Annotated in this window: 7 protein-coding genes; 4 read left to right on the top strand and 3 right to left on the bottom strand. The window is 75.5% G+C overall.

The annotated features are described in order from the left end of the window. Positions 1-60 precede the first annotated feature (60 nt). The 3 genes from ACFUK0_RS23890 to ACFUK0_RS23880 are packed head-to-tail and all read right to left on the bottom strand — an operon-like array spanning position 61 to position 14,820. The gene (locus ACFUK0_RS23890) at positions 61-7,278 is read right to left on the bottom strand and encodes an amino acid adenylation domain-containing protein (RefSeq protein ID WP_380253433.1); all 7,218 of its coding nucleotides are present in this window, start codon (positions 7,276-7,278) and stop codon (positions 61-63) included. Continuing rightward, positions 7,275-13,733, bottom strand: coding sequence for an amino acid adenylation domain-containing protein (locus tag ACFUK0_RS23885; protein WP_380253432.1), 6,459 nt, complete (start codon positions 13,731-13,733; stop codon positions 7,275-7,277). The genes ACFUK0_RS23890 and ACFUK0_RS23885 overlap by 4 nt, the downstream gene beginning before the upstream one ends. Further along, positions 13,720-14,820, bottom strand: coding sequence for a TauD/TfdA family dioxygenase (locus ACFUK0_RS23880; protein ID WP_380253431.1), 1,101 nt, complete (start codon positions 14,818-14,820; stop codon positions 13,720-13,722). Before ACFUK0_RS23880 ends, ACFUK0_RS23885 begins: the two co-directional genes overlap by 14 nt. Positions 14,821-15,010: 190 nt before the next feature. Between ACFUK0_RS23880 and ACFUK0_RS23875 the strand changes: the two genes are divergently transcribed. The 4 genes from ACFUK0_RS23875 to sbnB all read left to right on the top strand — a co-directional run bounded on the left by ACFUK0_RS23875 (position 15,011) and on the right by sbnB (position 18,727). Next, a complete protein-coding gene (locus ACFUK0_RS23875; RefSeq protein ID WP_380253429.1) occupies positions 15,011-15,229 on the top strand; it encodes an MbtH family protein in 219 nt (72 codons plus the stop codon). A gap of 33 nt (positions 15,230-15,262) precedes the next feature. Continuing rightward, positions 15,263-16,546, top strand: a complete 1,284-nt coding sequence (locus ACFUK0_RS23870) for an MFS transporter (RefSeq protein ID WP_380253427.1) — start codon at positions 15,263-15,265, stop codon at positions 16,544-16,546. Positions 16,547-16,700: 154 nt separating this feature from the next. Next, on the top strand, positions 16,701-17,720 hold the full coding sequence (gene sbnA / locus ACFUK0_RS23865) for a 2,3-diaminopropionate biosynthesis protein SbnA (protein WP_380253425.1): 1,020 nt from the start codon (positions 16,701-16,703) through the stop codon (positions 17,718-17,720). After that, positions 17,714-18,727 carry a 2,3-diaminopropionate biosynthesis protein SbnB gene (sbnB, locus tag ACFUK0_RS23860; protein ID WP_380253423.1) on the top strand — a complete coding sequence of 338 codons (1,014 nt, stop codon included), beginning with the start codon at positions 17,714-17,716 and terminating at the stop codon, positions 18,725-18,727. Before sbnA ends, sbnB begins: the two co-directional genes overlap by 7 nt. The last annotated feature ends 65 nt before the right edge of the window (positions 18,728-18,792 follow it).

Genomic DNA, 18,792 nt, shown 5'->3' with positions numbered 1-18,792 from the left:
CCGCGAGGGCGGGGGCGCATCGCGCGCCCCCGCCCTCGCGGCCGTACCTTCCCGTCGGCGTCAGCCGGTGGTCTCCGCGCTCCCGCCGCCGAGGACGGCGGTGAGGGCCTCGGCCAGCCGGCCCAGGTGCGGCGGCCTCATCACACCGAAGTGGTCACCGGGGATCCGGTGCACCGCCACGTCCCCGGTGAGTTCCTGCCAGCGGGCCAGGTAGTCCGTGAACGGCTGCCCGAGGGCCACCTCGTGCTTGCCGTCGGCCAGTTCGTCGCTGGCGATCAGGTGCAGCCGCCCCGGGTACGGGCGGTGCCGGTAGGTCAGGCACATCTCCATGACCTCCCGCCACATCTTCGCCGAGGGCAGCCAGACCTCGCCGGCGCCGTGCTCCGGCAGCACGATCCCGACCTCGGGGTCGACGTCGTCCACCAGGTGTTCGAGCAGCGCCAGGGTCTGTGCCCGGAGCTCCGAGGTGTCCTGCCCGGCGGGCGCGTCCGCCAGCTCGGTCAGCTTCGCCACGCAGTTCTCGATCAGGCCGTACTCCCGCCACAGCCCGGGCTGCTCGTGGTTGTCCAGCCCGGGGTCGAGCAGGACGAAGGTGACCTCCTCGCCCTCGGCGGTGAGCCGGTGCGCCAGCTCGCTCGTGATGCCGCTGCCGCCGCACCAGCCGAACAGCCGGTACGGGCCGTGCGGCGCGGCGGCCCGCAGCTCGGCCAGGTAGCGCTCCGCCATCTGCTCCGTCGAGGGGACGGGGCCGTGCTCGGCCTGCAGGCCGGGCCAGGCGAAGGCCGCGACCGGCTGGTCCGGGTGGAGGTACGGCACCAGCGGGCGGTACCAGTGGGCGCTGCCGCCGCCGGGGTGCACGCAGAACAGCGGCGGCCGGGTGCCCTCGCGCCGCAGCCAGACCAGCGACCGGGCCTCCGTCGGGCCGGCCTCGGTGGCGGCGGCGAGCCCGGCCACGGTCTGGTGCTCCAGGAACGAGCGGACGGTCAGCTCGATGCCGTGCCGCTCGCGCAGCAGGGCGGTGATCCGCAGGATCGCCAGCGAGTGCCCGCCGAGGACGTGGAAGTCGTCGTCGACCCCGACCCGCTCCACGCCGAGCACCTCGGCCCAGACCTCGGCGACGGCCCGCTCGGCGGGCGTGCGCGGGGCGGTGAAGGCCGTCGTCGCGGCGGGCCCCGAGGGCGCGGGCAGCGCCGCCCGGTCGATCTTCCCGTTGGCGGTGAGCGGCAGGGCGGGCAGTTCCACCCAGGCGCCGGGCACCAGGTAGTCGGGCACCCGCCGGCGGAGCTGCCCGCGCAGCGCCGCGACGTCCAGCGGGCCGTGCCCGGGCTCCAGGACGACGTACCCGGCCAGCCGCTTGTGGCCGTCAGGTCCGGGGTGCACGGCCGCGGCCGCCGCCCGGACGGACGGGAGGCCGCCGAGTGCGGCCTCCACCTCGGCGAGCTCGACCCGGTGGCCGCGGATCTTCACCTGCCCGTCCCGCCGGCCGACGAAGGACAGCGTCCCGTCGGGGTCGCGGCGGACGATGTCCCCGGTGCGGTAGAGGCGCGCGCCGGGGACGGTCCCGGACGGGTCCGGCACGAAGCGGTCCGCGGTCAGGTCGGGGCGGCCGAGGTAGCCGCGGGCCAGCCCGGGCCCGCCGACCAGGAGTTCGCCGGGCACCCCGAACGGCACCGCGTCGAGGTCGCCGTCGACCACCAGCACCCGGGTGTCCGTGACCGGCGTGCCGATCGGCACGCCGCGGTCGGCGTCGGCGGCGGTCACCCCGCGCAGCGCGGTGCTGAAGGTGGTGCACTCGGTCGGGCCGTAGCCGTTGGTCAGCGCCACCCCGTGGGCCAGGGCGGTGCGCACGTGCGAGGGCGAGAGCGCGTCCCCGCCGGCGAGCACCTGCCGTACCTCGGCGAGGAGTTCCGGACGGGTCTCCACCATGTGCTGGAACAGGCCGGCGGTGAGCCAGAGCAGCGTCACGCCGTGCCGGCGGACCACCTCGGCCAGTTCGTCGGCCGTGTTCGCCCCGGGCGGGCAGACGGCGAGCCGGGCGCCGTTGCCCAGCGCGCCCCACACCTCCAGCGTGGACGCGTCGAAGGCCAGCGGCGCGTGCAGCAGCAGCACCTGCTCCGCGTCGAGGTCGGCGTAGTTCGCGTCGTGCACCAGCCGGACGATCGCCCGGTGGGTGACCTGGACGCCCTTGGGCCGGCCGGTGGAGCCCGAGGTGTAGGTGACGTACGCCAGGTTGTCGGGGTGCGTCCCCGCCTCCACGGGGGTGTCGGGCAGCCCGTCGAGGACGGCCGTCCCGGTGTCCAGGGCGACGCTGCGGACGCCCGCGAAGCCCGCCAGCCGGGCGGTGTCCTGCGGGCGGCACAGCACCACGCCGGCCCGGACGTCGTCCAGGACGTAGCCGATCCGCGCGTCCGGGTAGGCGGGGTCGAGGGGCACGTAGTACCCGCCGGCCTTGAGGACGGCGAGCATGGCGAGCACCGCCTCGACGCTGCGGTCCAGGCAGAGCGCGACCGGCCGCTCCGGACCGACGCCGAGGCCGCGCAGCAGGTGGGCCAGCTGGTTGGAGCGGGCGTCCAGCTCACGGTAGGTCAGCTGCCGCCCGCCGTCCTCCAGCGCGACCGCGTCGGGGCGGGCGCGGGCGGCGAGCAGCTCCGGCACGCAGAGTCCGGGCAGCGGCCGGGTGGCCGGCGCGGCCCCGCCGACCTGCTCCAGGGCGGGCGCCCGGAAGCTCTGCGGGTCCGCGTCGGCGTCCTCGGCCATCGCGGTGAGGACGTCCAGGAACGCCGCACCGATCGCCGCCAGCCGCTCCCGGCCGGCCCAGCCGGGCCGGCAGGTCATCCGCAGCTCGCCGGGGAAGGTCCACACGTCGAAGGTGAACTCGTTCGGGCTGTGGTCGTCGACCGTGCCGATGTCGGCCCGCTGCCCGTCGAGCACGTGGAAGTCCAGGTAGGCGAAGACCACCTCGACCAGCGGCTCGCCGCCGCCCCACTCGCGCTGCATCGCGGGCAGCGGGTAGCGCCGGTGCGGCCACAGGGCCAGCTCCTCGGCGAACACCGACCGCACCAGTTCGCGCCAGCTCGGGGCCCGCAGGTCGACGGCGAACGGCACCGTGTTGAGGTACATGCCGCGCACCCGGTCGCCGCCCGCGAGTTCGGGCCGGCCGTTGGTGACCGCGCCGGCGAAGAACCGGCGCTGACCGCTGATCAGGCCGAGCACCTTGAGGTGCGCGGTGTACAGGACGCTCTTCAGCGAGGTCTGGGTGTCGGCGGCGAGCCGGCGCAGCCGCGGCTCCAGCTCCGCCCAGGGCAGCCGCACCTCGGGGGCCGGCAGGCCGGCCTCGGCGGGGGCGCAGTCGGCGGGCAGCCGCAGCCGGTCGTGGCCGGTGATCCGCCCGCGCCAGAAGTCCCGGTCCTCCGGCGAGGCCAGCGCGCGCTGCTCCAGCCGGACGAAGTCGGCGTAGCGGACCTGCGGCGGCTGCGCCGACGGGGTGCCGGCGCCCTCGGCCAGCTCGCGGTAGGCGGCCTGCAGCTCGCCGATGACCGAGTGGTGGCTCCAGCCGTCCAGGATGGCGTGGCACTCGACGTGGGTCAGCAGCCACTCGCGGTCGCCGACCAGATGGGCGTGGTAGCGCAGCAGCGGGGCGCGGCCGACGTCGAACGGGGTGCGCTGGGCCTCGGCACGGAAGCCGCGGACGCGTGCCCGCTGCTCCTCGGCGGGCAGGCCGCGCAGGTCGGTGACGCCGGTCTCCACCTCCAGACCGTCCGCGGCGTGCACGAACTGGAGCGGTTCGGAGTACCCGGAGAGGTGGAAGGAGGTGCGCAGGATCTCGTGCCGCTCGATCAGCAGGCGGACGGCGCCGGTGAACGCCTCGGCGGAGAACGGGCCGTCGTCCGTGATCCGGAAGGTGCTGACGTTCAGGTAGGTGTTGCGCTCGGGGTCGGCGAGCATCTCGTAGACCATGCCCACCTGGACCTGGCCCATCGGGTAGGCGTCGGCCAGCCCCGCCGGGAGCCGCTCCCGGTCGCCCGGGGCCAGCAGCTCGAACCGGCCCACCAGGGCGCTCTCCTGCGGCTCGGCCGCCGGCCGGGCCTCGGCCAGCGGGGCCAGCTCGGCGACGGTCTGCCGGGCGAAGACGTCCTGGACGGAGAGGGCCAGCCCCTGGCCGCGCAGCGCGCCGACGGCCCGGATGGCGCGCATGGAGTCGCCGCCGAGCTGGAAGAAGCCGTCGTGCACACCGACCGTGTCGATGCCGAGCGCCGCGGCGAAGGCGTCCGCGAGGGTCCGCTCGACCGCGGTGCGCGGGGCGACGAAGGTGCCGACCAGGTCGGAGCGCGTCCGGTCCGGCGCGGGCAGCGCCTTGCGGTCGGTCTTGCCGCTGGGCGTCAGGGGCAGCGCGTCCAGCAGGGTCCAGTGCACCGGCCGCATGTGCTCCGGCAGCCGCCCGCGCAGGTGCTCGCGGGCCGCCTCGACGTCGGCCGAGGCCGGCGTCAGATACCCCACCAGCTGCTCGTCGTGCACGGCGACCGCCGCTGCCGCGACCCCCGGAACCTGCGCCAACTCGGCCTCGATCTCGCCGAGTTCGACCCGCTGGCCGCGGATCTTCACCTGGTGGTCGAGCCGGCCGAGGTACTCGATCGCGCCGTCCGCGCGGTAGCGGGCCAGGTCGCCGGTGCGGTAGAGCCGCCCGCCGGGCTCGGTGGCGAAGGGGTCGGGTACGAAGCGGTCGGCGGTGAGCGGCGGGCGGTTCAGGTAGCCGCGGGCGAGCTGGACGCCGCCGAGCAGGAGTTCGCCCGGCACGCCGATCGGCAGCGGCCGCAGGGAGGCGTCCAGGATGTACGCGCGGGTGTTGGCGATCGGGCGGCCGATGGTGACGGGAAAGCCCGGCTCGCACCGGGTCGCGGTGACGTCCACCGCGGCCTCGGTGGGCCCGTACAGGTTGTGCAGCTCGCAGCCGATCCGCTCGTGCACGGCGCCGACCAGGTCGGCGGGCAGCGCCTCGCCGCTGCACACCATGCGGCGCAGCGAGGGCAGCGCCGGCAGCGGCTCGGCGAGGAAGGCCCGCAGCATCGACGGCACGAAGTGGACGGTGGTGACCGCCTCGTCGCCGATCAGCGCGGCCAGGTAGGCCGGGTCGCGGTGGCCGCCGGGGCGGGCGAGCACCAGCGTCGCGCCGGTGATCAGCGGCCAGAAGAACTCCCACACCGACACGTCGAAGCTGTAGGGGGTCTTCTGCAGCACCCGGTCGGTGTGGTCGAGCCCGTAGGCCTCCTGCATCCAGTGCAGCCGGTTGACGATCGCCCGGTGCTCGACCAGCACGCCCTTGGGGCGGCCGGTGGAGCCCGAGGTGTAGATCAGGTACGCCGGGTGCTCCGGGGCCGCCGCGACGACCGGGTCGTGGGCCCAGCCGCCGGGGAGTTCGGCCGTGACGTCCACCAGGTGCGGCGCCCGGCCGGACACCAGGTGGGCGAGGCGGGGTTCGGTGACCACGGCGCGGGCTCCGGAGTCCTCCAGCATGAAGGCGAGCCGGTCGGCCGGGTAGTCCGGGTCGAGCGGCAGGTAGGCGCCGCCGGCCTTCAGCACCGCCAGCAGCGCCACCACGAGGTCGGGGCCCCGGTGCAGGCAGACGCCGACCACGGACTCCGGCCCGACGCCGAGGGTCCCGAGGTGGTGGGCGAGCAGGTTGGCCCGGACGTCCAGCTCCCGGTAGCTGAGGCCGACGCCCTCGAAGCGCACCGCCTCGGCGTCCGGGGTGCGGGCGGTCTGGGCCTCGAACAGCAGCGGGAGGGTGCCGGCCGGGTAGCGCCGGCCGGTCGCGTTCCAGCTGAGGAGCTGGCGCTCGCGCTCCGCCGTGGGCAGGATCTCCAGCTCGTCCACCGGGGCGTCCGGGGCGGCCACCGCGCTCTCCAGCAGGCGGGCGAACTGCGCGGCGAACCGCTCGGCCGTCTCCCGGTCGAACAGCGCCGAGGCGTAGTTGACGCCGCCGGACAACGAGCCGTCCGGCTGCTCGGCGAGACCCACGGTCAGGTCGAACTTGGCGGTGCTCTCGCCGACCGGCAGCCGCTCCGCCGCCAGGTCGCCCATCACCGCGGGCATCGGCGACGCGGCCGCGTCCTGCCACAGCAGCATGGTGGAGAACAGCGGCGTGCGGGACGGGTCCCGCTCCGGTGCCAGCTCCTCGACCAGCCGCTCGAAGGGCAGCTCCTGGTGGCCGTAGGCGTCGAGCGCGCTCTCCCGGACCTGCCGCAGCAGGTCGGCGAACGACGGCGCCCCGGACAGGTCGACCCTCAGCACCAGCGTGTTGAGGAACAGGCCGACCAGGCCCTGGAGCTGCGCCCGGTCCCGCCCGGCCACCGGGGTGCCCACGGCCACGTCGCGCTGCCCGCTCCAGCGTCCGAGCAGGACGGCCTGCGCGGCCAGCAGGGCCATGAACGGGGTGGCGCCGTGCTCGCGGGCGAGCGCCGTCAGCTGCCGCGCGGTGCCGGCCGGGACGGCCAGCGGCGCCAGGCCGCCGGCCGAGTCGCGTACGGCGGGGCGGGGCCGGTCGGTGGGCAGGTCCAGGGGCGCCAGCCCGGCCAGCCGCTCGCGCCAGTGGTCGAGCCGGCCGCGCAGCGCCGCCTCGGAGAGCCGTTCGCGCTGCCAGAGCGCGAAGTCGGCGTACTGCACGGGTGGTTCCGGCGAGCGGGTGGCCCGCCCGGCGACGGCGTCGTCGTAGCGCTCCGCGAGTTCGCGGAGCAGGATGTCCTCCGACTCCCCGTCGCAGGCGATGTGGTGGACGGTCAGCAGGACGGCGTGCTCCTCCGGCGCCAGCCGGGCCAGCACCGCGGAGAACACCGGGCCGCCGGCCAGGTCGACCGGCCGGCGCGCGCCGGTGGCGAGGGCGGCGATCCGGGCCTCGGCGGCGGCCCGGTCGAGCCCGACGAGGTCCTCCTCGTCGAGCGGGACGCCGCCCGGCTCGTCGACGACCTGTACGGGCTCGCCGTCGACCACCGGGTAGCGGGTCCGCAGCACCTCGTGCCGCCGGAGGATCCCGTCCAGCGCGGTGCGCAGCGCGGCCCGGTCGAGCGGGCCGCGCAGCCGCAGCGCCGCGGTCATCAGGTACTCGGTGCCGCCGGGCTGCAGCCCGTCGAGGATCCACAGGCGGCGCTGGGCGAAGGAGAGCGGGAGCGGGCCGCCGCGCGGCGCGCGGGTGATGCCCTCCGCCGGTGCGGCCGCGGCCCGGCCGGCGAGGCGCCGGCGGAGCAGCTCCTGCCGCAGTCGCGCGCGGTCCTTGGTGTCGGTCATCGGAGGCCTTCCTCGGCGAGCAGGCCCGCCACTTCGTCGTCGGTGAGCGCGGTGATGTCGGCCTCCACGGCCTCGGACACCGCCGCGGAGAGCCGGGCCACGGTGGTGGCCTCGAACAGCAGGCGCAGCGGCAGCTCGACGGCGAACGTCTCGCGGAGCCGGGACAGCACCCGGGTGGCCAGCAGCGAGTGCCCGCCCAGGGCGAAGAAGTCGTCCTGGACGCCGATCCGCTCCACGCCCAGGACCTCGGACCAGATCGCGGCCACGGCCTCCTCGGCGGGGTCGCGCGGGGCCTGGTGCTCGCGGGCGCCGCCGGCCAGGGCGGCCGAGGCGTCCGGCAGGGCCTTGCGGTCGACCTTCTTGCTGGCCGTCAGCGGGAGCGCGTCGAGCGGCACCCAGACCGACGGGATCATGTACTCGGGGAGCAGCGCGCGCAGGTGCTCGCGCAGCTCCGCCACGTCGGGCACCTGGCTGCCGGGCCGCGCCACCAGGTAGGCGGCGAGCCGTCGTTCCCCCGGCGCCGTCTGCGGGGCGGTGACCACCGCCTCCTGGAGGGCGGGGTGGCGGGCGAGCGCCGCCTCGATCTCGCCGAGTTCGATCCGCAGGCCGCGGACCTTGACCTGGTGGTCGATCCGGCCGAGGAACTCGATGGTGCCGTCCGGCCGGTGGCGGGTCAGGTCGCCCGTCCGGTACAGGCGCCGGCCGGGCTCGGCGGCGAAGGGGTCGGGGACGAACCGCTCGGCGGTGAGGTCCGGCCGCCGGTGGTAGCCGCGGGCCAGCCGGACGCCGCCGAGGTACAGCTCACCGGGCACGCCCACCGGCACGGGCCGCAGGTCTGCGTCCAGGATGTGGGCCCGGGTGCCGGGCACGGGCCGGCCGAGCGGCAGGGTGCCGGCCGCGTCCCCCTCCGCGGGCACCTCGGGGACGGGGTGCAGCAGGCAGGTGACGGTGGCCTCGGTGGGCCCGTAGTTGCACAGGAAGCGGGCGGGCAGGCCGGTCTGCGCCCAGCGCCGCGCGTCCAGGCCGGTGACCACGTCGCTGCCGACGTTCATCAGCTTCAGCGAGCGCAGCAGGTGCAGGTCGGGCGACTCCAGGACGGCCCGGTAGTAGGACGGGGTGATCTCCAGGACGGTGACGCCGTGCTCGGCGAGCCGGGCCGGCAGTTCGGCCGGCGTCCAGAACACCGGGTCGGCGACCACGACGGTGGCGCCGGCCACCAGGGTCGCCGCGATCTGGTCCATCGCCACGTCGAAGGTGAGTGCGGACAGCAGCGCCACCCGCTCGCCGGGGGCGATCCCGTACGCGTCGGCGATCACCCGGCAGTGGTGGGCGTAGGAGCGGTGCTCGATCATCACGCCCTTGGGGCGGCCGGTCGAGCCGGAGGTGTAGATGACGTAGGCGAGGTTCCCCGGCCGGGTCACGGCGGGCGCGGGGCTCCCGGCCTCCGGGGCGGCCGCGGGCCCGTCGTCCTCGGCGTCGGCCAGTACGAGCCGGTGCGCACCGGTCAGCCGGCCGGCGAACGCGCCGGTGGTGACCACGAGTTCCGGGCCGGCGTCGGCGAGCATGAGGTCCAGCCGCTCGGCGGGGTGCTGCGGGTCGAACGGCACGTACACGCCGCCGGCCCTGAGCACGGCGAGCAGCACCACCACCGCCTCGACGCCGCGCTCCAGGCAGGAGCCGACGACCGTCTCGGCGGTGACCCCGAGGGAGCGCAGGCGGGCGGCGAACCGGTCGGCCCGCGCGTCGAGTTCGGCGTAGCTGACCTGCTGGTCGCCGAAGACCACGGCGATCGCGTCCGGGGCCCGGCGGACCTGCCGGGCGAACAGCTCCGGCACGGACAGCCCGTGCTCCTGCTCCGGGTCGAGCACGGCGGCCCGCGCGGCCCCCGGGTCGGCCCACGTGGTGAGGGCGTGGTGCCGTTCGTCCCCGGTGAGCACGGCCAGGTCGCCGATCCGGGCGCCGGGGGCGGCCGCGACGCTGCCGATCAGGGTCAGGTAGTGGCCGGCCAGTCGTTCGACGGTCTCCCGGTCGAAGAGCGCGCTCGCGTACTCGAACCAGCAGTACATCCGGCCGCCGCGCTCCTTGACGGTCACGGTGAGGTCGAACTTGGCGATCTCCAGCCCGGCGCGGACCGCCTCCACGGCGACCGCACCGAGCCGGTCCGGTATGCCCGCCAGGTGCTGGTGCTCGAACATGACCTGGAACAGCGGGTTGCGTGAGAGGTCGCGCTGCGGCCGCAGCGCGTCGACCAGGTGCTCGAACGGCACGTCCTGGTGGGCGAAGGCGTCGAGCACGGCGCCGCGGACCTGCTCCAGCAGGTCGGTGAAGACCGGGTTGCCGCCGAGGTCGCTGCGGATCACCAGGTTGTTGGTGAAGAACCCGACCAGGTCCTCGGTCTCCTGGCGGGTCCGCCCGGCGACCGGAGTGCCCACCGCGAGGTCGTCGCGGCCGGTGTAGCGCCGCAGCAGCACCTGGAAGGCGGCGAGCATCACCATGAACGGGGTCGCCCCGTGCCGGCCCGCCAGTTCGGTGAGTGCCCGGCCGGTCTCCGGCGCCACCTCGACGACGACGTTGCCGCCGCGGGCGTCGCGGACCGCCGAGCGGACCCGGTCGGTCGGCAGCTCGACGGGGGTGAGGCCGCCCAGGCGGTCGCGCCAGTAGGCGAGTTGGTGGTCCAGTCGGCCGGCCTGCTGCTGCTCGCGCTGCCACACGGCGAAGTCCGCGTAGTGCACCGGCTGCGGGGTGTGCGGCGACGGGTCGCCCGCGGCGAGGGCCCGGTAGGCGAGGTCCAGGTCGCGCAGGTAGACGTTGGTCGACCAGGCGTCGAAGGCGATGTGGTGCAGGGTCAGGACGAGCAGGTGGTCCTGCGGGGCGGTACGGATCAGGGTCGCCCGCAGCGGGTGCCCGTCCGCCAGGTCGAACGGCCGGCGGGCCAGCTCGTCGACCAGGCCGCGCGCCCGGGCCCCGGCGTCGGGCCCGCCCGTCAGGTCGGTCAGGGTGAAGTCCACCGGCCCGGCGGGGTCGACGATCTGGACGGGGTCGCCGCCCTCGGAGCGGTACCTGGTCCGCAGCACCTCGTGCCGCTCGGACAGCGCGTCCAGCGCGTGGCGCAGCGCCGCGACGTCCAGCGGGCCGGTCAGCCGCAGCGCCAGCGGGACGACGTACTCGTGGTTCCCCGGCTCCAGTTGGTCGAGGAACCACATCCGCTGCTGGCCGAACGAGAGCGGCAGCGGGCGGTCCCGGCCGGCCGGGCGGACGGCGTCGGGGTCGGTGTCCGGGCCGGTGCCGGCCCCGGCTTCGGCGCCGGCCTCGTCGACCCGGGCCGCCAGCGCGGCGACCGTCCGGGCGTGGAACAGCTCGCCGACGGTCAGGTCGATGCCGAACGCGCGCCGCAGCCGCAGCACGAGCTTGATCGCGAGCAGCGAGTAGCCGCCGAGCAGGAAGAAGTCGCCCTCGGCGCCGACCCGCTCCACCCCGAGGACCTCGGCCATCAGCTCGGCGACGGTCCGCTCGGTGTCGGTGCGCGGGGCCTGCCAGGCCGCCTCGGCGGGCTCGGCGGCCTCGGCGGCGGGCAGCCGGCGGCGGTCCACCTTGCCGTTGGGCGTGAGCGGCAGTTCGGCGAGCCCGACGAAGGCCGACGGCAGCATGGCCTCCGGCAGTGCGGCGGCCAGGTGGGCGCGCAGCTCCTCCGGGTCGGTGCGCCCGCCCGCGACGGGCACCGTGTACGCGGTCAGCCGCGCGTCACCGCCCTCGGACCGCTGGACGGCCACCACGGCGGCGGCCACCGACGGGTGGGCCGCGAGCAGGACCTCGATCTCGCCGGGCTCGATCCGCACCCCGCCGATCTTGACCTGGTCGTCGACCCGCCCGACGTACTCCAGCGCGCCGTCCGCGCGCCGCCGCACCAGGTCCCCCGTGCGGTACTGGCGCGCGCCGGGCACGGCCCCGTACGGGTCGGGGACGAAGCGGTCGGCGGTGAGGTCGCCCCGGCCCGCGTACCCGCGGGCGAGTCCGGTGCCGCCGACGCACAGCTCGCCGGTCACCCCGACCGGCACCTGCCGGTCCTCGGCGTCCACCACGTAGGTGCGGACGTTGGGCAGCGGCAGGCCGATCGGCACCACGTCGCCCGGCTCGTCCGGGTCGAACGGCCAGGCGGTGGAGTCCACGGCGCACTCGGTGGGGCCGTAGGTGTTGACCACCTCGGCGCCGAGCGCGCCGCGCAGCCGGGCCGACAGCTCGACGGGCAGCGGCTCGCCCGCCGAGCAGACCAGGCGCAGCGAGCCGCAGTCGGCCAGGGAGGGCTCGTCCAGCAGCAGGCGCAGCATCGAGGGCACGCCCTGGAGCACGGTCACCCGGTGCTCCGCCACGGCGCGGAGCATCACCACCGGGTCGCGGTGGGCGTCCGGCGGGCCGGTCACCACCGCCGCGCCGCACACCAGCGGCGAGAGGAACTCCCACAGGGCGGCGTCGAATCCGATGGTGGTCTTCTGCAGCACCCGGTCGCCGGGGCCCAGGCCGAAGCGCTCCACCGACCAGAGCACCCGGTTGCGGATCGCGGCCTCGGGGACGACGACGCCCTTGGGCCGGCCCGTGGAGCCGGAGGTGTACATCACGTACGCGGCCTGCGCGTCGGCGGCGCCGGCCGGTTCGAGGGCCGGCGCCTCCCCGTCGCCGGCCGGCGGCCGGGCCGCGTCCAGCACGAGGGTGTTCGGGTGGGCCGGCAGCTGCCCGAGCAGCGCCTCCTCGGTGACCAGCAGGCCCACCGCGGCATCGGCGACCAGATGGGCCAGCCGCTCCGCCGGGTGCTCCGGGGCCAGCGGCACGTACACGCCGCCCGCGGTGAGCACCGCGAGGACGGTGGCGACCAGGTCGGTGCCGCGGTGCAGCGCGACGCCCACCGCGGTCTCCGGGCCGACGCCCCGCGAGCGCAGCTGCCCGGCGAGCCGGCGCACCCGGCCGGCGAGTTCGGAGTAGTCGGTCTCCCGCGCGCCGGACACCACGGCCACCGCGTCCGGGGTGGCCAGGGCCTGGGCGAAGAACAGTTCGGCGAGCGACTGCCGCGGGCGGGCCAGCTCGGTGCGGTTGCCCTGCTCGAAGGCCGCCAGCTCCGCCTCGGGGACGGTCTCCAGCGCGTGCGCGGCGGTGCCCGGCTGCTCCGCGATGCTCGCCAGCAGCCGCAGCAGGCTCGCCGTCATCCGCTCGATCCGCGCGCGGTCGAACAGTGCGGTCGGGTAGATGAGCCGGGCCGCCAACGAGCCGTCGGGCAGCTCGGACAGGTGCAGCGACAGGTCGAAGGCGGAGTGCTCGGTGGCCGACTCGACCTTCGCGACGTCGAGCCCGGGCAGCCGCAGCGGGCGGCGCTCGGCGTTGTGGAGCGCGAAGCCGACCTGGAACACCGGGTTGCGGGAGAGGTCCCGCTCGGGTGCGAGGTCGGCCACCACCCAGCCGAACGGCACGTCCTGGTGCTCGTAGGCGTCCAGGGTGGTCGCCCGGACCACCGCCAGCAGGTCGAGGAACGAGCCCCGGCCGGACAGGTCGGTCCGCAGCACCAGGGTGTTGAGGAACATGCCGACCAGCGGCTCCAGTTCGACCTCGCCCCGGTCCGAGACCGACACCCCGACCGCCACGTCGGCCTGGCCGGACCAGCGGGCGAGCAGCAGTTGGAACGCCGCCAGGTGCACCATGAAGGGCGTCGCACCGGCGTCGCGGCCGAGCGCGGCGAGCTGCCGCGCCAGGGCCGCCGGCACGGTGAACGGGACGCTGTCGCCGGCCGGGTCCCACTGGGCCGGGCGCCGGCGGTCGGTGGGCAGCTCCAGCGGCTCCAGGCCCGCCAGCCGCTCCCGCCAGAAGCCGCGCCGCCGCTCGGCCCGCCCGGGATCGGCGGCCCAGGTGTCGCGCTGCCACTGCGCGAAGTCCGCGTACTGCACCTCGACCGGCTCCAGCGGTGACGGCTCGCCGGCCGCGAAGGCGGTGCAGAGCTCGTACAGCTCCCGGGCGAGGATGCCCCAGGACCAGCCGTCGAAGGCGATGTGATGGACCGTCACCAGCAGGACGGCCTCCTCCTCGGCCAGCCGCGCCAGGGTCAGCCGCCAGGGCGCCCGGCTCCGCAGGTCGATCGGCGTGCGCAGCTCGGCCGCGTGCAGCTCGCGCAGCCGCTGTCCGGCCTCCGCCGGCGCGGTGCCGGTCAGGTCCACCCGGGCGAGCCGGACGGGACCGGGCTCGTCCACGAACTGTGCCCCGGCGCCGCCGTCGGCGCCGTAGCGGGTGCGCAGCACCTCGTGCCGCGCCGAGATCTCGGTGAACGCCGCCTCCAGCACCCGGGGGTCGAGCGGCCCGCGGATCCGGAACGCCTCGCACATCAGGTACTCGGTGGAGGCGCCGGAGCGCAACTGGTCCAGGAACCACAGCTGTTCCTGGGCGAACGAGAGCGGGTGGCCGCTGTCACCGGTGGGCATCGGTCGCCTCCACGAGCGAGTCGGTCTGGACGGGCGAGTCGGTCCGCACGGATGCGGTCCGTACGGGTGGGACGGTCTGCAGGGGTGCGTCCGGCCGCACCGCCGCCGAGTAGGCCTCGGCCATCGCCACGGCGATCCGGCGCGGCCCGGTGAACGGCTCGCGGGCGTGCGCCGACAGCATGTTGTCCACCAGCAGCACGTCGTCCCGCTGCCAGTCGAAGCGCCGCTGCTCGGCGCGGTAGCAGGCGCGCAGGTGCGCGACGACCTCGTCCGGGATCGGCCGGCCGTCGCCGTAGTAGGTGTTGGTGGGCAGCTGCGCGTCGTCGTACATCTCCCGCAGCGCGCCGCACACCTCCTCCGCCAGCGTGGTCACGTGGAAGAAGGCGAGGTGGTTGAACCAGACCGTCTCCCCGGTCACCGGGTGGCGGTGCACGGCCCGGCGGCGCGCGCGGGTCCGCAGGCCGTCCGCCGTCCACTCCGTCTCGACACCGTTGCGGGCGCAGTACGCCTCGACCTCGCCGCGGTCGGCGGTGTTGAAGGCCTGCTGCCACGGCACGCCGAACCCGTCGGAGAAGTTGCGCACCACCATCCAGCCCCGGGCGGCGAACTCCTCCCGGACGGACGGGTCGATCGCCTCGTACACCCGCCGGGTGTCGGCGAGCGGCGTGGCGCCCAGGGTCTCGGGCGGCTGCACGCAGTGGAAGAACAGCGTCAACGGCCAGTCGGCCTGGTAGGAGTTCTCGTTGTGGAGGAAGATCTCCTCGTTCGGCGGGTAGTCGGTCGAGGTGTACACCTGCCCCTTGATGGTGCTGCGCGGCGAGGACCGCTCCGCGTAGGGCAGCGGCGCGCCGGACACGGCCCGGACCGCCGCCTCGAAGCCGTCCACACCGCCGACGTCGAACCCACGCAGCAGCACCGCGCCGTGTTCGAGCAGCCGGCCGCGGACGAGCGGTCGGGCGGCCGACAGGTACTCGGCCAGGGGCGTACCGGGGGACTCGGCCGGCAGCGTCAGAGGGAGGGCGGAACGTGCGCCGCGCTCCCGGGCGCGGTCCGCCGGCGCGGTCCGGATGGAGGGGTTCGCAGTCATGCGCCCCAGCGTCGCCGCCGGGCCGGTGCGGTTTCGAGAGAACAACCGGCAGTCACGTCGGCAGCGTCCGCGTCGCGGTGACTGCGCCTCCTTCTCTGCAGCCGGAGGGGCCCGGCAGGGCAGGATCGCTGGCGCCGCCACCGTCACGTGACGTTCGTGACGCGGCAGTCGACCCGAAGGAGGGCCCGCCGTGGCCGAGGAAGACACCGACGACCGTACGTACCGCGTCGTCCTCAACGACGAGGAGCAGTACTCCGTCTGGCTCGCCGACCGAGACCTGCCGCTCGGCTGGTACGCCGAGGGCACCGAGGGCACCCGGGCCGAGTGCCTGGCCCACATCGGCACCGTCTGGACCGACATGCGACCGCTCAGTCTGCGCCGGCAGATGGAGCGGGCGGGGCGCGGCTAGCGGCCGGGCCGGGGCCGGACGAGGAGTGTGAAGATGACGAACCCCGACACGAGGGCGCCGGTGGCCGAGCGGCCGCCGGACGCGCCGGACGCGGCCACCGCCGACCCGGTGGTGCCGCTGCACCGCAACCGCGACTTCCTGCTGCTGTGGGGCGGCTCGGCGGTCTCCCTGCTCGGCTCGACGGCGACCACCATCGCCTACCCGCTGCTGGTCCTGGCCCTCACCGGCTCGCCGTTCGCCGCCGGACTCGCCGGGTTCGTGGCGCTCCTCCCCGCCCTGCTCCTCCCGCTGCCGGCCGGCGCCCTGGTGGACCGCTGGCCGCGCCGGCGGCTGATGATCTGGTGCGACGCGCTGCGCGCCCTCGGCGCGGCGGCCATCGCCCTCGCGGCGGCCTTCGACGTCCTCGGCCTGCCGCTGGTGCTCGCCGTGGGCTTCGCCGAGGGCGCGCTCACGGTGTTCCACGGGCTCGCCGCGCACGCGGCCGTCCCGAACGTGGTGGCGCCGGGCCAGCTCCCGCTGGCGCTGTCCCGCAACGAGGCGCGGGGGCGGGCCGCCGTGATGCTCGGGACACCGCTCGGCGGCGTCCTGTTCGGTCTGGGCCGGGCCGTGCCCTTCCTGGCCGACGCGGTCAGCTACCTGGTCTCGCTGACCACGCTGCTGTTCATCCGCAAGGAGTTCGAGGCCGAGCGGTCCGCCCGTACCGGCAGCATGGGCGAGCAGGTCCGCGAGGGCCTGCGGTGGCTGTGGGGGCATCCGTTCCTGCGCACCACCACGCTGCTGGTGGCCGGCAGCAACCTGATGTTCCGGGCGCTGTTCCTGGTCGCCATCGTGCTGGCCACCGATGTCGGCGCGTCCTCGGCCGGGGTGGGCCTGATGGTCGGCTTCGCGGGCGCCGGCGGCGTGCTCGGCTCGCTGGCCGCGCCGTGGTTCGCCCGCCGGGTCGGGCTGAGCGCCCTGGTGATCGGCGCGAACTGGGCCTGGGCGGTGCTGATGGCCGTGATCGCCCTCAGCCGCGACCCGCTCACGCTCGCCGTCGCCTACGCGGCGATGTGGTTCGTCGGCCCGCTGTGGAACGTGGCGCTCGGCAGTTACCAACTCAGTATCACCCCCGACCGGTTGCGCGGCCGGGTGCTCGCGGCGATGAGCACGATGTCCAACGGGGCGCTGCCGGTCGGCTCCCTGCTCGGCGGCCTGCTGCTCGACTCGGCCGGTGCGCGGACCGCCGCGCTGGCCCTGGCGGGCTGGATGGTGCTGATCGCCGGCGCCGCCTCCCTCGCCCGCTCCGTACGCGCCGCGCCCGGTCCGTCGGCGCGGTGAACGGGCCCCGGCCCGGCCGCGGACCCCGCCACCGCCGGCCCGCCCGCAGGGGTGGCGGCCGCCGCACAAACCCTCGATCCAGTGCTGACAGGAGGAACTAGCGTGTTCCGCACCATCCTCGGGCCGTGCCCCGATCCGACGGGGCGAGGCCACCATGCCGGTACCTGACGACGGGCCGGCCGGCGTTCTCGGCACGATCGGCGGCACCCCGCTGGTCGAACTCGCCAAGCTCGCCCCGGGACGGCACTTCACCACCTACGCCAAGCTGGAGGCCTTCAACCCCGGTGGCAGCATGAAGGACCGCTCGGCCCTGGAGATGCTCCGCGAGCTGATCCGTGACGGCACCCTCGTGCCCGGCCGCTCGGTGGTCGTCGAATCGAGCTCCGGCAACCTCGGCATCGGGCTCGCCCAGATCTGCGCCTACTACGGGCTCCGGTTCATCTGCGTGGTGGACCCGCGCACCAACAAGCAGAACATCGCCGTGATGCGGGCGCTCGGCGCGGAGGTCGAGGTGGTCCACGAGACCGACCCGCAGACCGGCGAGTACCTGCCCGTCCGGATCCGCCGAATCAGCGAGCTGACCGCCCGCATCCCCGGCGCGTACTGGCCCAACCAGTACGCCAACCCGCTGAACCCGCAGGCGCACCGCCGGACGATGCGCGAGATCCTGGACGCGGTGCCCGGCGGGATCGACTACCTGTTCTGCGCGACGAGTTCGTGCGGCACGCTGCGCGGCTGCGCGGAGTACGTCCGGGACCTGGGGCTGCCGGTGACCGTGGTGGCGGTGGACGCCAGGGGGAGCGCCATCTTCGGCGGTGTCCCGACGTCCCGGCTGATCCCGGGCCACGGCGCGGCCGTACGGCCGGCCCTCTACCGCGACGGGCTCGCCGACGAGGTCGTCCACGTGACGGACCTCGACTGCGTGGTCGGCTGCCGCCGGCTCGCCGCCCGGGAGGCCATCCTCGCGGGCGGCTCCTCCGGCGCGCTGGTGGCGGCGCTCGACCAGATGGCCGACCGCATCCCGGCGGGCGCGCGCTGCGCGGTCGTCCTGCCCGACCGCGGCGAGCGGTACCTCGACACGATCTACAACGACGAATGGGCCGCCCGCCACTTCGGCGACGTGTCCCACCTGTGGAAGGAGAAGGAGTTCGCGATGAAGGTGGCACCATGCTGATCCTGGGAACCGGGGACGTCCGCCAAGTCCTCGACGGCGCCGAGACCGAGGTGGTCGCGGCGGTGCGCCGCGCGTACCTGCTGCACGACCAGGGGCGGACGGCCCTGCCGCACTCGGTCTTCCTCCGATTTCCCGACGACCCGCGCAACCGGATCATCGGACTGCCCGGCTACCTCGGCGAGGACGAACCGGTGGCGGGGATCAAGTGGATCGCCTCCTTCCCCGGCAACACCGCGGCCGGCCTGGAGCGCGCCTCCGCCGCGGTGATCCTCAACTCCATGGCCACCGGGCGGCCGGAGGCCCTGCTGGAGGGCTCGGTGATCTCCTCGCGGCGCACGGCGGCGAGCGCCGCCCTGGCCGCGGCGGTGCTGGCCTCGTCCGTCCCCGAGACCGGCGTCTCGCTGATCGGCTGCGGGGTGATCGGGTTCGAGATCCTGGCCTACCTCCGGGCCGTGCTGCCGGACCTCGCCACCGTCACCGTGTTCGACCTCGACCGCTCCCGGGCGGAGGCCTTCGCCGCCCGTTGCGAGGCCCGTTGGCCCGGCCTGAAGACCGAGGTCGCCGCGAGCGCCGAGGACGCGCTCGCCGCCCACCGGCTGGTCACCCTGGCGACCACCGCCGCCACCCCGCACCTGAGCACCGACGCCTGCCGGCCCGGCACGCTGGTCCTGCACGTGTCGCTGCGCGACCTCACCCCGGAGAGCATCCTGGCCGCCGTCAACGTGGTCGACGACGCCGACCACGTGTGCCGCGAGTCGACCTCCCTGCACCTGGCCGAACAGCACTCCGGCAACCGGGACTTCATCGCCGCCTCGATCGGCTCGGTGCTGGGCGCCGAGGAGCCGTACCGGCGCGCCGAGGACCGCGTGACGGTCTTCTCCCCGTTCGGCCTGGGCACCCTCGACCTCGCCCTCGCCGACCTCGTCCGCCGCCGGGCCGAACCCCTCGGACTGGGCACCCGGGTACCGGACTTCCTGCCCGGCCCCGCGTCCGGCGCCGACGGCTGACGGCATTGACGGCTTCGACGGCTGACGGGCGGGACGTCTAAGGGCGGGCGGGCAGCGTGTGCTGC

The organism is Kitasatospora sp. NPDC057223, assembly GCF_042669755.1.
Lineage (GTDB): Bacteria > Actinomycetota > Actinomycetes > Streptomycetales > Streptomycetaceae > Kitasatospora.
Note: the sequence above shows the minus strand (reverse complement) of the source record. Positions and strands in the feature narration are given on the sequence as shown.